The sequence below is a fragment of the Romboutsia sp. 1001713B170131_170501_G6 genome (assembly GCF_015668195.1).
Lineage (GTDB): Bacteria > Bacillota > Clostridia > Peptostreptococcales > Peptostreptococcaceae > Romboutsia_C.
Window position 1 is genome coordinate 1 of sequence record NZ_JADPFC010000006.1, and the last position, 16,573, is coordinate 16,573.

General features: G+C 26.7%; 16 protein-coding genes and 1 rRNA gene. 4 read left to right on the forward strand and 13 right to left on the reverse strand.

Going from position 1 to position 16,573, the window contains the following annotated elements; all coding sequences use genetic code 11:
• A 16S ribosomal RNA gene (locus tag I4U89_RS12235) occupies window positions 1–332 on the reverse strand; the annotation flags it as partial.
• Between the two features lie 488 nt (window positions 333–820).
• Between I4U89_RS12235 and trhA the strand changes: the two genes are divergently transcribed.
• The gene (gene trhA, locus I4U89_RS12240; RefSeq protein ID WP_195940635.1) at window positions 821–1,468 is read left to right on the forward strand and encodes a PAQR family membrane homeostasis protein TrhA; all 648 of its coding nucleotides are present in this window, start codon (window positions 821–823) and stop codon (window positions 1,466–1,468) included.
• Window positions 1,469–1,517: 49 nt separating this feature from the next.
• On the opposite strand, the gene I4U89_RS12245 is transcribed toward trhA, so the two are convergent.
• The 8 genes from I4U89_RS12245 to I4U89_RS12280 all read right to left on the reverse strand — a co-directional run bounded on the left by I4U89_RS12245 (window position 1,518) and on the right by I4U89_RS12280 (window position 10,868).
• Window positions 1,518–2,936, reverse strand: coding sequence for a HAMP domain-containing sensor histidine kinase (locus tag I4U89_RS12245; RefSeq protein WP_195940636.1), 1,419 nt, complete (start codon window positions 2,934–2,936; stop codon window positions 1,518–1,520).
• Window positions 2,937–2,956: 20 nt separating this feature from the next.
• A complete protein-coding gene (locus I4U89_RS12250; RefSeq protein ID WP_195940637.1) occupies window positions 2,957–3,676 on the reverse strand; it encodes a response regulator transcription factor in 720 nt (239 codons plus the stop codon).
• A 178-nt stretch (window positions 3,677–3,854) separates the two neighbouring features.
• Complete coding sequence (locus I4U89_RS12255; RefSeq protein ID WP_195940638.1) at window positions 3,855–4,610, reverse strand: hypothetical protein; 756 nt, start codon at window positions 4,608–4,610, stop codon at window positions 3,855–3,857.
• 2 nt (window positions 4,611–4,612) lie between these two features.
• Window positions 4,613–5,500 (reverse strand): ABC transporter ATP-binding protein, encoded by an 888-nt coding sequence (locus I4U89_RS12260; protein ID WP_195940639.1) that lies wholly within the window; start codon window positions 5,498–5,500, stop codon window positions 4,613–4,615.
• Between the two features lie 23 nt (window positions 5,501–5,523).
• Window positions 5,524–6,552: a hypothetical protein gene (locus tag I4U89_RS12265; protein ID WP_195940640.1), complete on the reverse strand. Its 1,029-nt coding sequence runs from the start codon at window positions 6,550–6,552 to the stop codon at window positions 5,524–5,526.
• 159 nt (window positions 6,553–6,711) lie between these two features.
• Window positions 6,712–7,896: a hypothetical protein gene (locus I4U89_RS12270; protein WP_195940641.1), complete on the reverse strand. Its 1,185-nt coding sequence runs from the start codon at window positions 7,894–7,896 to the stop codon at window positions 6,712–6,714.
• A 221-nt stretch (window positions 7,897–8,117) separates the two neighbouring features.
• Complete coding sequence (locus tag I4U89_RS12275; protein WP_195940642.1) at window positions 8,118–10,487, reverse strand: heavy metal translocating P-type ATPase; 2,370 nt, start codon at window positions 10,485–10,487, stop codon at window positions 8,118–8,120.
• 12 nt (window positions 10,488–10,499) lie between these two features.
• Entirely contained in the window at window positions 10,500–10,868 is a 369-nt protein-coding gene (locus tag I4U89_RS12280; protein WP_195940711.1) for a metalloregulator ArsR/SmtB family transcription factor, read from the reverse strand.
• Between the two features lie 206 nt (window positions 10,869–11,074).
• Between I4U89_RS12280 and I4U89_RS12285 the strand changes: the two genes are divergently transcribed.
• Window positions 11,075–11,551, forward strand: coding sequence for a hypothetical protein (locus I4U89_RS12285; RefSeq protein ID WP_195940643.1), 477 nt, complete (start codon window positions 11,075–11,077; stop codon window positions 11,549–11,551).
• A 141-nt stretch (window positions 11,552–11,692) separates the two neighbouring features.
• On the opposite strand, the gene I4U89_RS12290 is transcribed toward I4U89_RS12285, so the two are convergent.
• Window positions 11,693–12,775: a hypothetical protein gene (locus I4U89_RS12290; protein WP_195940644.1), complete on the reverse strand. Its 1,083-nt coding sequence runs from the start codon at window positions 12,773–12,775 to the stop codon at window positions 11,693–11,695.
• A 255-nt stretch (window positions 12,776–13,030) separates the two neighbouring features.
• On the opposite strand from I4U89_RS12290, the gene I4U89_RS12295 reads away from it, so the two are divergent.
• Together I4U89_RS12295 and I4U89_RS12300 are read left to right on the forward strand one after the other, a co-directional pair.
• Window positions 13,031–13,759, forward strand: a complete 729-nt coding sequence (locus I4U89_RS12295) for an HAD family hydrolase (protein WP_195940645.1) — start codon at window positions 13,031–13,033, stop codon at window positions 13,757–13,759.
• A 102-nt stretch (window positions 13,760–13,861) separates the two neighbouring features.
• A complete protein-coding gene (locus tag I4U89_RS12300) occupies window positions 13,862–14,647 on the forward strand; it encodes a hypothetical protein (protein ID WP_195940646.1) in 786 nt (261 codons plus the stop codon).
• A 134-nt stretch (window positions 14,648–14,781) separates the two neighbouring features.
• Here the strand turns inward: I4U89_RS12300 and I4U89_RS12305 are convergent, their stop codons facing one another.
• From I4U89_RS12305 to I4U89_RS12315, 3 genes are read right to left on the reverse strand one after another with little or no spacing between them, the layout of a single operon-like run.
• The gene (locus I4U89_RS12305) at window positions 14,782–15,273 is read right to left on the reverse strand and encodes a hypothetical protein (protein WP_195940647.1); all 492 of its coding nucleotides are present in this window, start codon (window positions 15,271–15,273) and stop codon (window positions 14,782–14,784) included.
• Between the two features lie 9 nt (window positions 15,274–15,282).
• Window positions 15,283–15,726: a tetratricopeptide repeat protein gene (locus tag I4U89_RS12310; protein WP_195940648.1), complete on the reverse strand. Its 444-nt coding sequence runs from the start codon at window positions 15,724–15,726 to the stop codon at window positions 15,283–15,285.
• Window positions 15,716–16,555: a DUF5685 family protein gene (locus I4U89_RS12315; protein ID WP_195940649.1), complete on the reverse strand. Its 840-nt coding sequence runs from the start codon at window positions 16,553–16,555 to the stop codon at window positions 15,716–15,718. The genes I4U89_RS12310 and I4U89_RS12315 overlap by 11 nt, the downstream gene beginning before the upstream one ends.
• Window positions 16,556–16,573 lie beyond the last annotated feature (18 nt).

Sequence of the window (16,573 nt, forward strand, 5' to 3'; positions counted from 1 at the left end):
GTAGGAGTTTGGACCGTGTCTCAGTTCCAATGTGGCCGATCACCCTCTCAGGTCGGCTACTGATCGTCGCCTTGGTAAGCCGTTACCTTACCAACTAGCTAATCAGACGCGGGTCCATCCTGTACCGCAAAAGCTTTGATAAGAAAGCCATGCGACTCTCTCATATTATCTCGTATTAGCATACCTTTCGGTATGTTATCCGTGTGTACAGGGCAGGTTACCCACGCGTTACTCACCCGTCCGCCGCTCTTCACCGAAGTGAATCGCTCGACTTGCATGTGTTAGGCACGCCGCCAGCGTTCATCCTGAGCCAGGATCAAACTCTCAAATATAAGTTTTCCTGCTCAGACTATCATTATCTGAATATCTGGCTTGGTTGTATTCGATTCTTTAAAGAATCATTTTAGTTATATAAATTAACCTACTGTTTAATTTTCAAAGTTCATTTTAAGCGACTGTGTCGGCGCTTACTTTTTTGTTTCATCCGAATCTCTCTCGGACAAGTAATACTATATCACCCTGAAAATACATCGTCAATACTTTTTTTTAATTTTTTTAAAAAAATTATTATTTTTTATATTTTAAATATAATAAATATATCCCAAACTCTTGTATTTAAGAGAATTTCCAGTTAATTTGATTTTATTTTTATATAGTAAATTTTTTTAAAGTATATATACATTTATAATTTAGAGTATAATAGTAATATAGTATTAAAACCAGATACTAATTTTGTTATAATTTGTTAGTTTATTTACTTATTTGTGTAAAAACACGTAAAATAAATTATATATTCAACTTTAATTTATGGAGGTAAATTATGAATAATTATCTTAGAGAGCCAATTAATGGTTTTACTCATCTTGCTGGTGCAATATTGTCTTTTATTGGACTACTAGCATTAGTAATAAAAACAACATTAAATACCCCATCTACCTTAGACCTAACAGCTGTAATAATATTCGGATTAAGTATGATTCTTCTGTATGCAGCTTCCGCAACTTATCATTTAGTTATTTCTAGTGATAAGGTAATAGGATTTTTAAGAAGATTAGACCATGCTATGATATTTGTTTTAATAGCAGGTTCGTATACTCCATTTTGCCTAATTGCTTTAGATGGTTCTACTGGATGGATTTTATTTGGAGTTATAATGGCTACTGCTGTTGCTGGTGTGTCTTTTAAATTAATTTGGTTTAACTGCCCTAGATGGATTTCTACAGCTATATATGTTGCTATGGGATGGGTTTCTATATTCCTTATTAGCCCATTGTATAAAGCTTTATCATTCCATGGAGTTTCTTTACTTGTATTAGGCGGCGTTTTTTATACTATAGGCGCTTTAATATATGCAACTAAACCAAAATTTTTAGACTTTAAATACTTAGGTTTTCATGAAATCTTCCATATATTTATAATGCTTGGAAGTTTAACTCACTTTTTCTGTGTATTTAATTATGTAATATAAATAAAAAAAGGAGAGCTATCATCCTTGATTAGTCTCCTTTTTTATTTATTTAAAATATCATTTCTATTTTAGTACCAATACCTATGTTACTTTCCACTTTTATTTCTCCATTATGAGCCTTTACAATATCTCTACTTATAGCCATACCTAAACCTGAGCCTTTATGGGCATCACCTGTATTAGTCCCTCTATAGTACCTTTCAAAAATATACTTAAGGTCTTCTTGACATATTCCCTTTCCATTATCTTCAATAATTATATGAGTCTTTTCATTTGATGCTACATTTACTTTTATACTTACATCTTCATCATTATGAATAATAGAATTGTATAATATATTATTTATTACTCTCTTCATAAGTAACTCATCTATATCTAATATTATTTTATCTTCACTAGAATTAAAATCTATATCTACGTGACTATATTTAGGATCATTAAGAATGTCTATAATGCATCCTCTAACCAGTGATACTATATTCTTTTCCTCTCTAGATATATTCGAATATCCATCCTTCAGCTTCATAGTTAAATTTAGATCATCTACTAATTCTTTTATATAGTTAGCCTTACTATCTATAATTTCTGCATATTGAGATACTTCATCAGACTCTATATCATAATCACTAGACATTAACTCTGCATATCCTTTTATAGATGCCAAAGGTGTTTTTATATCATGAGATATATTTGCAATCCATTCATTCTTCATAGATTCGATTTTTTTTCGTTCTCTTTCATTTTCTTTCAATGTATCTGCTAGATTATTTAACTTATTAAATACAGGTTTATATATTCCTTTTTCTTTGTAGTATGATTCATAGTTGCCACCAGCTAAATCTTCAACTCCACCTATTATGCTTTTTACAGGTTTAGTTAAAGACTTACTAAACATATACCCTATTACCGTGGCTACTATTATATCTACTACTATAATAGATAATAAAACTTTTGATATTATATTTTTTATTGAATCTGCATCAGTAGTTATATTTATTTTATCTACCTGAGTCATAGGAAATCCAATTAGATATGTATATGAGTAATTATTTATATTTTTTTCAGCAACTAAAACAGTAGATTTATTACCTTCTACCCCAGAATATTTATATGTATTTATTAACTGAACAGGTGTGTATTTATTTTGTATATTATCAGGTGCATTATACTTATAAATCACATTTCCATTATTATCTAATACTTGTATCCATAGACTACTTTTTTTTAAAATTTCTTTACCCTTGTCATTTACATAGACATTATTTATATCATATGTATCATTAAAAATATTTTTATTAAAATCTCTTACAAATGATTCTACATTATTAAATATTCCATGTCCATTGTGTGGTGGGTTTACATTTATCATCACAGATATAAAAATAGCTATAGCTATATTTAATTGAACAACTATCATAGCAACTATTACAGTTGATAAAAGGTACTTTAAAGTTAATTTCCATTTCATACTAAACCATCCTTAGCTAATTATTCTTTTATTACAAATTTATATCCAAGTCCTTTTACATTTAGTATATACTCAGGTTTTGAAGGGTTATCTTCGACCTTTTCTCTTAACCTTCTTATATGAACCATTATAGTATTATCATATCCTATAAAATCATCTCCCCACACTTCATCACAAAACTTTTCTTTACTTATTATCTGATTTTTATGTTTTACCATATACATAAACATCTTCAATTCTTTAGGTTTTAGTTCTAACAACTCTCCATTTTTCTTAACTTCCAAAGTTTTATCATTTACTTCAAATGGCCCTGCTTTTATAATGTTATATTTTTCTTTTTCTTCTACATTAAATTGTTTCTTACTCCTTCTAAGCTGAATTTTTACTCTAAGTGCTAGTTCTTTTATACTAAATGGTTTTGTTATATAATCATCAGCACCTAAAGATAACCCTACTAATTTATCTAATTCTTCTCCTTTTGCTGATAAAAATAGTACCGGTATGTCTGATATTTGTCTTATTTTTTTACATATATCATATCCTTCAATATCTGGAAGCATAATATCTAATATAGCTAAATCCAGATTTTCTCTTTCAAATATTTCTAATCCTTTAGTTCCATTATCAGCTATATAAATATTTTTAAATCCTTCTTTATCAAGTGCCTTTTTTATTAGATTTAATATCTCTATTTCATCATCAACTACTAATATCTTACTTTTTCTTATTAAAGACTCCACTTAAGACCCTCCTATCACAGTAATATAATTTTTATTATTACATATTATTTTTAATTTTACGTTCTTTTTATATTTAATTTATACCATATTTGTACGTTTTATTTTTAATGAAAAAAGAAAAGCATAACTAGTGTTTTGCTTTTCTTTTTATTATTTCTAAATTATTTATATTTATAGACTATCTTTCACTTAAAAATCTTCTCTTAGCTAAATTGTAAAATAATACCACTCCTACTATACTTGTCCCTATAAATACAGCCCATATGCTTGCTGGTAATTTGTATCTTATAATTGGAGTTGCATACATTCCTAATATAGGCCATTCTAAAACATTACTAACCATACCTCTAGCTTCCATAAAGTAAGGTATTGCCATACATGCTCCACCTATTAAAAATGGTACTATTGCATTTTTACTTATTGATGATAAAAATAATCCTAAAGCTGCTAATAAGAATGATCCTATTATTATGTTAATAGTCATCATTAATATCATTTGAATTACTGTCATATTAGATCCGCTATTTCCAAAGTACCATAAATTCTTTAATGGAGTATTTAATCCTTTAAAGTTTAAAGATACTAATGCTCTTAATACCATTGTATATAATGTTGTAATATTTACTATAATAGCGCTTATTCCAGCTGCTATAAATTTACTTATAACTAACTGTTTTTTACCATTTTTTGTAGCTTTTATTAATCCATCCATATTTGAATTATACTCTATAATAAAACTTCCCGAAAACATCATAAACATAGTTAGTCCCATAAATGGAGCAAGGCCAAACCATTTAGAAAATAAATTTGCATATGTTTCATTAACATCAAAATTATAAGTAGAACTATATGCTAGAAATATTGTTAACGCCCAAACAATAATTACCCCAAGCTTAAAATTCTTTTTTATCTCTGCCTTGATAACTGAGAACATTATTATACCTCCCTTGCATCTTCTAACTCAAAGTAGAACATGTAAACATCTTCAAACCTTGGTTCAGTTAGTTTTGAATTTTCATATGATGGTGCTTTATCGCTTATTATTCTTAATTGAGTATCTTCAACCCCACGATTTATACTTACTACTTTGTAATTTCTTTGAATCTCATTTACTTCACTTTCATTATTTGTAGTTATTGTATATACTTTACCTTTCATATCTTCTAAAATTTCTCTGTGAGTTCCTTTTAGTAATAATTTTCCATCTTTTATCATAATAGTTTCTTTAGCTACTGACTCTATATCAGAAATTATATGAGTTGAAAGTATTACTATTGTTTCCGTTCCTATATTTGATAGTAAATTTCTAAATCTAGTTCTTTCTTGAGGGTCAAGACCTGCTGTTGGTTCGTCTAATATTAATATTTTAGGGTTATTAAGTAACGCTTGAGCTATACCAACTCTTCTTTTCATTCCTCCAGAAAATTTAGATACATTCTTATTTCTTACTTCATAAAGACCTACTAATTTTAATAGCTCATCTACTCTTTTCTTAGCTTCACTATTGCTCATTCCTTTAAGAGCTGCCATATACATTAAGAATTCTCTCGCTTTAAAGTTTTTATATGCATCAAAGTCTTGTGGTAAATATCCAACTAATGCTCTATATTCATCATCTAAAGACTTTATATCTTTTTCGTTATATAATATTTTTCCACTACTTGGAGTTGTTATAGTTGCTAGTTGCTTCATTAAAGTTGATTTACCAGCCCCATTAGGTCCTAATAAACCATATACTCCACTATTTAAAGTTAAACTTATATTTTCATTTGCACTTTTATGTTTATATGTTTTAGTTAAATTTACAATTTCTAATTTATTCATTTTTACTTCCTCCATATTTTTATTTATCTATTTAATATTTTCTTGAATACGTAAACATTTAGTAGTATCCCAGATAAAACTATTAATACTAATGTACTTAAGCAAGTTGTGACTAAGTCAAAATTCATTGAGAATAGTTTAATTTGTCCCATATATGCAGTAGATATAAAACTATTTTTTGAAAGTATATCTATAAAACTACATTGGTGTATTATCATCATTAAGTTATAAGGTAAAAATTGTAAAAATACTAATATTTTACCGATAGCTATAAACAAAATTGAACAAGATATAGATTGTATTGAGTTTTTAGTTATAAACGAGAATAAAGCCGAGAATATTGATATTGCTATAAATACTAAAGATACTACCCCTATTTCAGATGCTATATATTGAACAATATTCATCTCTCTAACTAAACTTGCTATATTAGATATTCTATATGCTTGTAAACCTCCATTTATCGGAGCTCCGTATTGAATATATGTTGCTATAAAAGTTGCAATTAAATAAATTGCGTAAACAATAATTGGTAAAATTATTGATATTAAAAGCTTTGAATTTAAAGCTTTATATTTATTTTTAGATGATAAGATTATAGTATCTACATTTGATAATCTTTCATCTGTATATAAATTTGAAGAAAGTGTAACTATTATAGCTACAATAAGTAGTGTAGCTAAAGGAAAAGTTGCTCTATTTTCAAATACTTGATAGAATGTTACATCTTTATATTTTTCACCATTATCTTTATTTAGCTTTTCTTTTGACATTTTGCTAATTTGCTTTTCATTTTCATCTTTTAAGCCATGAGTATTCTTATTGGCAATCGACTTTATCTCATTTACTTTATTATTTAATTTTTCTTGTGCTATTACATCTCCTGGTCTTTTGTCGATTATATATTCATTTTTACTTTCATCAAAATATTCATTTTCAGTTTCTAACATAGGTTTTACAAACCCAAGTTGTATAAATAAAAGTCCCATAAATATAAGTGCTATTATTGAGGTTTTATTTTTAACTATTTTTTTTAATTCCCATCTTAACATGTTTGTTCTCCTCTCTTGTGATTACAAATTTATTATATATATCTAGATTTACACCATCATAAACTTAATCTTAAATAAACCTTACAATTCAAATTTTTCTAGCAAAATAAATAAGGGCAAAGCTATCTTTTACATAACTTTGCTCTTATTTACAGTTTTTTAATTATTGTTATTTGCTAAATCAACTAATTTTTGTCCTTGTTTTAGCAATTTATTATAATCATTTTCTTCTTTTATCTGATTTATTTTATCTTCTGTAATTTCCTTATCTAATATGCTAAAATATTTCTTTAATATTTCATATTGAGTTTCTCCATTTTTATCTTTATTATCTTCTATATCTTTTTTCCAATTTATATTTATTTTATCCATTATCAGCCCTAAAGCAGATCCCGTTTCATACTTCATTGGTCTTTCTAAATAAGATGGTGATTCTGCTATTCCATCTGCGATACAGTTAAAGGCATGTGAGAAAGTAACGTAATATGGCTTTTCTTTATTTGCAAGAACTCTTAATTTTCCACCTATTAAATTACTATATTTATATTCAATATATCTTGCAGTTCCTTCTATTGCTTCTGTATTTGTTTCTGCTTCTAATTGTGGCCATTTTTCATATCTATAAGCACGTATAATTGTCCATTGTTTTAAATACTTCTTAACTTCTTCTTTGTTATTAGCTTCCATGCATTTATCTAAAAGCTTAAATTCTAATCCCATTAAAGCATAGTTTTCCTTATTTACTGGATAATTTTCTATATATTCTCCATCATTTTTATCATATGTCCAATCCTTTTGGTTATATGTATGGAATGATTCATGTAATAAAAATGAAGAAAAATCAAAATATAAATCTGGATTTTCTATCATTTTAGGATTATATTTAAAGTAAAAAATATTTTGACCATCAATAGTTACAGTGCCGAAGTTTGAAGGCATCCAAGTTGAAATCATACTTGTATCAAATTTACTTATTCTATAAACCTCTGGTAAATTTAAATATTTAGGCATAACTATTTTCTTTGAAAAAATACTTTTTTCAATTTCTTTTACATTAATTGCATAAGCGTATTTTCTCATAATTCCTTTATCTTTATTAGTTCTTATTAAAATTAATGGTTTTTCATTGAACTTATAATTGTCAGTCCATAATTCATCTCCATTTTCATTGAACTGTTGATATATACTTGATAATTGTTCAAACATTTCTTTATCTATAGAATTAAATTCTTCATATTTAGTTTTATAAGTTTTATTTAATACAATGTTACTTACTATAATTCCTAATAATAAAACCATAATGGCTGAGATTATTATAAGTACTTTACTCGACTTTATTTTCATTAAATTTCCTCTTTTTCATTTATAGTTTTTTATTACTTACTTATTATATATAAATAAATTTACACTATTATAAACTTAATCTTAAATAAACCTTACAATTTTAATTTTTCTTATTAATATACAAAGTATACTTAAAAATAAAATTTGTTTCTTCAATACAATTTTCTAATCATAATAATAGAAATAAAAAAACGAACTCATTTGAGTTCGTTTTTTTATTTCTATCTCATAGCTCTCATTGCATTTAATACTGCTATTAATGCAACACCAACATCTGCAAATATAGCTTCCCACATAGTAGCAACTCCACCTGCTCCTAATATTAAAACTATAGCTTTTACAGCTAATGCAAATATTATATTTTGCCATACTATCTTATTAGTTTTACTTGCTATTTCTATTGCTTTAGATATTTTACTTGGTTCATCTGTCATTAAAACTACATCAGCAGCTTCTATAGCCGCATCTGAACCTAATCCTCCCATAGCTATACCTATATCAGCTCTAGCTAAAACTGGAGCATCGTTTATTCCATCTCCAACAAATATTACTTTTTCTTTTTCTGATTTTCCTTCATATATTTCTTCTAGCTTATCTACTTTTTCATTAGGAAGTAGGTTTGAGTATACTTTATCTACTCCAAGCTCTTTTGCTATAGCTCTGGCTACTTTTTCATTGTCACCAGTTAACATTACAACATCTTTTATTCCTAATGATTTTAGATTTTTTATAGCTTTTTCACTATCTTCTTTTACTTCATCTGATATTACTATATATCCTCTATATACTTGATTAACAGCTATATAAACTACTGTTCCAACTTCTTTAGCTGGTGAATAGAATATATTTTCTTTTCTCATTAATTTTTCATTACCTGCTAAAATAAGCTCATTATTATAGTTTATTCTTATTCCATAGGCTGCGATTTCTTCATAACTAGTTATTTTATCTAAATCTACTTTTTTATCATAATAGCTTAATATTGATTTTGCTATTGGGTGGTTAGAGTTTGCCTCTGCAAAAGCAGCGTATTCTAATAATTTTTCTTCAGATATTCCAACTGCATTAATCTTAGTTACATTAAACACACCTTTTGTAAGTGTCCCTGTTTTATCAAATACAACTGTATCAACATCTCTAAGCGCCTCTAAATAGTTACTTCCTTTTATTAATATACCATTTTTAGATGCAAATCCTATTCCACTAAAGAAACTAAGTGGTATAGATAAAACTAATGCACATGGACAAGATACTACTAAAAATACTAAACCTCTATATAACCACTCACTAAATGTAGCTCCTGGTATTATAATTGGAGGTACAACTGCTACTAAAACAGCTCCTATAACTACTGCTGGTGTATAGTATTTTGAAAACTTAGTTATAAAGTTTTCAGTTTTAGATTTTTTACTACTTGCATTTTCAACTAAATCTAATATTTTAGAAACTGTTGATTCTTCAAATCCTTTTGTAACTTCTATAGTTAATAAAGCATTTTTGTTTATAAATCCTGATAATACAGACTCTCCTTTTGATACTTCTCTTAATACAGATTCTCCTGTAAGTGCAGATGTATCTACCATTGAATATCCATCTATAACAACTCCATCTAGCGGAACTTTTTCTCCTGGTTTTACAACTATTACATCACCTATTTTAACTTCTTCAGGAGAAACCACTTTAAGTTCTGATCCTTCTTTTAAGTTTGCATAATCTGGTCTTATCTTCATAAGTGATGTTATAGATTTTCTTGATTTTCCTACTGCTATACCTTGTAAGAATTCTCCTAATTGATAGAAAAGCATAACTCCTACTGCTTCTGGTAATTCACCAATTGATAATGCCCCAATTGTTGCAATAGACATTAAAAAGTTTTCATCAAACATTTGACCTCTTATAGCATTTTTTAGTGCTTTTAATAAAACTTCTCCACCTACTATTACATAGGCTATTATAAACATTGCATCTGCAAGTTTACTTTCAAATCCAGTTGCAATTTGATATATCCCAAAAATATATACTAATGACCCTATTACTAACTTTATTATATCTTTTTTATTTATATCATTCTTTTCTTCTTTAACTTCTGATTTTTTAATATTACCATTTTCATTTTTTATTTGTATATCTAAACCTGGTTCTGTTGCATTTACTATGCCTACTATTTTATTTATAGTTTCTTTTTCATCAAAAGATTTTCTTATATTTACTGTAAGTTTTTTGTTTATAAAATTTAAATTTGCAGAATCTATTTCTTCTAACTTAGATACTTTTTCATTTATTACTTCTGCACAGTGAGCGCAATTTAATCCACCTAATATTAATTCTCTTTTAATGACTTTAGAATTTGAGACTATTTCTATATCTAATCCTGGCTCTGTATCATTTATTATCTTTATAACCTTTTCTATAATTTCTTCTTCATTTACACCCTCTTGTATGTTTAATACAAGCTTTTTATTTATAAAATTTAAGTTTGATGATTCTACACCATCTAGTTTAGATACTTTTTCATTTATTACTTCTGCACAATGTGCACAATTTAATCCACCTAGTATCAGTTCTTTTCTAATTATACTACTAGCATCCATAACTCACTCCTCCTATCTTTTGTATGTTTCTTGTATATGACATAAACCACAATCAAATATTTTGCTTATGTGACAATCATCTAAAGAATAATAAACAACCTTTCCTTCTTTTCTAAATTTAACTAATCTAGCTTGCTTTAATACCCTTAGCTGGTGAGATATTGCAGAGTGAGTCATTCCTAATAAACTTGCAATATCACATACACACATTTCATCTGAAAACAGTGCATATAAAATTTTTACTCTTGTTGTATCTCCAAATACCTTAAATAATTCTGCTAAATCATATAGCATCTCTTCTTCTGGCATTGATGTCTGAGCTCTTTTTACTATATCTTCATGAATTTCCTCGCAATTGCACGAGTTTATTTTTTCTTTTATATTTTCACTCATATCTTAATTCCTCCAAATTCATAACAATATATGAATAATTGTTCATATATATAATTATATGCCCATGTCCAAATTTTTGCAACTAATATTAACTATTTTTTTATAAAATGCACATAATAAGATTTTTAGTAATATATATATTATTAAAGTGAATTGTTATTTAGTAAGTAATACTTTAGGAGGGATGATTTACTATGAGTTTTGATAATTTCTCACACAAACAAAATGGCGATATGGATCCTAATTATATATACCCTACACCTTATATAGATCCTATGATGTATGTTAATCCTTATTATAATCAACGCCAAATGGACTACGGTAATTCTGGGTACTATATGACTTATATGAATCCTTATATTAATTATCCTATGATGGATAATCAATATGCAATGTTAGATGATGATTTCTATTTTGATGATATGGACATGGATATGGATAGTGTATATATGAATCAAGGTATGAATATGATGCCTCAAATGATGAATAACATGTCTATGATGCCTCAGATGATGGGTAGTATGCCTATGATGCCCCAAATGATGGGTGGTATGAATATGATGCCTAATATGATGATGCCTATGATGCCGGGCATGATGTATAATCCTTGTATGATGATGGGTATGATGCCTCAAATAAACATGGAAGAATTTGATGAGGAAGAAATGTAATTTTTTTTAATTTAATTGTTATAAAATTTTAAAATTTGTCCAAAATAATAATGTATTCCTCATAATATTCCCCCAATATTATAAATACAGAATAAAGCCACTGACAGTTAAGTCGTGGCTTTATTTTTTATCAATATTTTACTATTCTAAGAAATAATCAAAATCATCTGCACCAGATTCTACAAAATCATAAAGTACATTTTCCTCAAAATACATTTCCTCTTTAATTTCTATATAATCGGAATAATTACATTGAAGTAACTTGTTTATATATTTTTTATCTCTATCACTGTAAGTTCCTACAAAAAACTCATTCCCTATTTGATAATAAATAGCCTTTATGTCATTACTTATAAGGTACACTTCTTTTGCTACATGGTGATTATCAAAATTAAATCTAGTGAAGAATGTTCCCTCTTCCATGTCACTTCTTAATAAAAATGGATTATCTATATAAAACTTTTCTATAAACTCTTCCTTATTTTTTAAACTATAAATGCTTACGAACTCTTCTTTTGATATTTCATCAAAAACTTCAAAGTCAAAAATTCCTTCTTTATCTCCTACTAAAATAGAGTTTATCTTAAATCCATTTTCTTCTTTTGATATACTAAAAGCTATTCTACATAAATAATATCCATCACTATCTTCGTAAAGTGCTTCGCTTATATACCTTCCATTACCCTTTGGTATTACTTTATTTTTTAGGAGTGTTCCATTTATGTTTGTAATATGCATATTACTTATCTCTTCACTTCCTGAAAAATATCTTAAACTTTCTCTATCCCATGCTATAAATCTCATAGTCATATAATTTATAAATTCTACTTCATCAGTAATTTTCTTGCAAATTTTAGGATATATATCTTCAAGTTTTAATTTTGGTTCATAATTTTCGATAATATCTATATACTCTTTTACCTCTCCTGGTAATGGTTTTTCATAGTAAAAATTTTTATTTCCGTAATAATTAACTAAAAATAAAGCTTCTTCTTCTGATATATCTATTCTATCAGCTCCCAATCCACCCATTAATCTTTCTTCTTCTCTATGAGACTCATCTATAGTAGGGTTTTTTAAACTTACATAATCTGCCAGTCCAAGTCCTTCTGAATCTAGCAAAAAGTATTGATATATTTTATCATTTTTTTCTTGCCATATTATTAAAAGTCCCATACTTCCCATTAATCTAGAATTGGTTACCTTTGCATATTTGAATTTCACAAAATCACTTCCTTATTGGAGATATTTATTTAATATATTTTCTTAAATATCAATATAATTTCTTATTAATACATATGTTATAAATAACATATAGTCTCATAAGATATTCTGTAATTAGATTTTAACTATTAACTATAAATTATAATATAAAATAATAAAATCTACCAAAAAAAATTTAAATTTATTTTGTATAAGTTCACAACTTAAATAAATTTTGTAATATAATAAAATAAATGTTTAATAGAGGTGATATTAATGAGAAATATAGCAGCTTTTTTTGATATAGATGGTACTCTCTATAGAGACTCTCTTATGGTTGAACATTTTAAAAAGCTTATTAAGTATGACATAATAGATCAAAAAGCATGGTACGATAATGCAAGAGATGCTTTTATGAATTGGGATAAAAGACAAGGTAATTATGATGATTACTTAGATGATGTTTGTAATTTATATGTAGAATCTCTAATAGGACTTGATAAAAATTATATTGATTTTACTAGTGATCAAGTTATAAAGCTTAAGTCAGATAGAGTATATAAATACACTCGTTCAAGAATAAAATGGCACTTAGAAAATAATCATATAGTAATATTTATATCTGGTAGCCCTGATTTCTTAGTTGGAAAAATGGCTGAAAAGTATAATGTTACTGATTTTATAGGAAGTAATTATGTTTTTGAAAACGGAACGTTCAATGGCACAGTAATTCCTATGTGGGACTCTAAAAGTAAGAATACTGCTATTGATGACTTCGTAAAAAAATATAATATAGACTTATCTATTTCTTATGCTTACGGAGATACAAATGGTGATATTAATATGTTAAGAAGAGTTGGCAACCCTATAGCTATAAATCCAACTAAAGAACTTCTAAATCACATAGCAAAAGACCCTGTTATATCTAATGCTGCTAAAATAGTAGTCGAAAGAAAAGATATAGTATATTCACTTTCTCCGAACGTAGATATCCTTAGTATATAACATAAATTTAATTATCTAGTCTAGATAATTTTTAATAATAAATATTTGAAAAGTCCTTGATATAATACTCTTGGGCTTTTTAACTTATTAAAGGAGGTTAATATGAATCATAAAGAAAATAATTCAAATAACAACTTAGAAGATTCTATAGAAAAGCTTAGTAAAAACTTATATCTTGAATCTCCTGACTTATGGATTGAGTTTTCAGGAAAAGTAAATGATAATATTTTTGATGAAATGGTGCTATTTTTTGCTATTAAATATAATTATAAATCTATAGTAAAGCATGCTATAAGCAATAACCTTATCGACTTAACTGCGCCTTCTAAAAATAATGCTTATCCTAATATAAAAGAACATCTTATTTTCATAGCAAAACAAAATAAGGCTTTAGATATACTTAATTACCTTGAAAATCCTTCGTCTTGTGATGATATTAATGAAGATATAGTAGTGAAAGAAATAAATGATTCTATATCGAATTTAAACGACAATAGAGAAAATAAATATTTTCCAAAGTACCTTTGTAGCTATTGTAAACACAACGTTTTTGAATCTGGATATAGAGTTTCTGAATCTGTAGAATATAAATACTCATTAGAAGAAGATAAACCCATAGAAATTTCTAGAGAGCTATCTAACTTAATCGTGTGCTGCAATTGTAATAAAGACCTTAAGGATGTATCTATTGAGGGATTAAATGAGTTATGCTCTATACAAAATTGTACAAATTGTGGTTCAAATTTAACTGTAGTTGGAATTACAGATAAGTCTAAAATGTCTTTCGATAGTGATTTAGGTAAATTTTCTAATATATCTAAGTCTTATCATTGTTCTAAATGTGACAGGGAAATTAATGAAAAACAAAGAGAATTTTTTAATATATAGTATAGACTAATTAATTCTATTCTATGAAATATGCACTATAAATTTCTACAATAGAATTTATGAAAATATATTTATATAAAAGAAGGAGCACCTTTAGATTGATATATTCATCCTAAGATGCTCCTTTTATATATTTATATTTTTTTTAGTATTTTTTTAAGCTTATTATTGTAATATTCTATAAATAAACTATAAATATGGTCATATACTAAAAATGCAACTTCAAAAAATATTATTGTAAAAATATTTATAGGTATATATATAAATTCTTTTATCATAAAACATACTATACCTATTGTAATATTAGCAAATACTAATTTTAATATATATTCAATGTATATTGATCTATCTTGTTCTATTATATATTTGAATAATCCATACACTCCAAAAGTAAATATATATAAAATCCATTGAAACTTATTAGCTATAACAAAAAAACTTAGTATAAACACTCCTAAATAAAAGGCAACTCCCATCTTAGGACCAAATTCCATTATAACTATAGAAATTACTAGTGAGGCAATCCCCATTAAAAATAATGTATTTATAGGTATTATGTTTATAAGCATTAATATAATTATGTTTATTGCTAATAAGACTCCTCCTAAAGCTATTTTTTTACTCATGTTAATACCCTAGAAGCAATCTACTAAGTCTCCACCACAGCACTCACAACAAGAATCTAAACACCATAGCTTCATACAATCTTCGCAACAATCATCTCCACAACAGCAACAGCAGTCATCACAACAACAGCAACAACATCCGTCTAAGTCCGAACGTCTTCTTCTATTATATCTATATGATCTATCTCTATAATCATCTCTATAGAAGTTATATTGTTTTAAAGCTTTTTCATATTCAGGATTACCAGGTTCTATTGTATTAGCTTTTTTTATACATTCTTCACCTTCTTCATAGTATCCTATATTCATAGCAGATACTCCATTTAGATAATACCAATTTGCACATCTATCTTTCATTTTATTTAATAGCTCATATGCCTTTTCAAAATCTTTGTTATTCATTAGTTTAATTATAGGACTAAACATTTCATTATTATAAGTATTACTGTACATTTACTTCACACCCTTTTTCTAATATATTTTGATATCTAAGGTATACTCCTGAATACACTATATTTTCTATTATTCCTCTATTTATTTTTATATCCAAATTATCTATACTATTAGATAACATTCCTAAAGACATGCTTATAAGCTTATCTACTCTTATTTTTAGTTCATCTTTTTTATTTATATATTCTATAAATGGATTATATCTACCTTTTTTATAATCTTTTTCTAAGTCTTCATAGGCATCAAGTATATATATATATTTGCCTACATTAAATCCAATTCTTCTTAAATCATACTCAAACTCATCTTCTTTATATGCAAAAATCTCTGCCATAAGATTTCCAAAAGTATTCGATACCATATCTATATTAGTATTATTTTCTTTTTCTAATTTATATAAGTTGTCTAGCTGAGCTTTTATTGTATCTGCTTTTTTAGGATACTTTTCATAAGCTAATTTAAGCTTTTTCTTATATATACTATATGCTAGTTTATCTTTTATGCCATTATCATCTCTTAAATTATCTTCTAATTTATAATATGTCAAAAGTACATTCATGCTTGCTGCATATTCTGTAATTTCATTTGTTATTTTCTTTTTCTTTTTAAATGGATTTACTATACATCCTTCTTCTATAACTGAAGATTTAGGTCTATAAACTGAAGTTAATACCAATATTAAAAATGTTATATCATAGTTTAGAGATAACCTTGATATTTCTCCATGATTATCTTTTAGATATTTGCATAACCCACAGTAATATCCTCTGTAATGTTCATATTCTCTAAATGTTAGGTCCATTTTATTAACTTTTACATAACCAAACATATTTTTATCCTCTCTAGT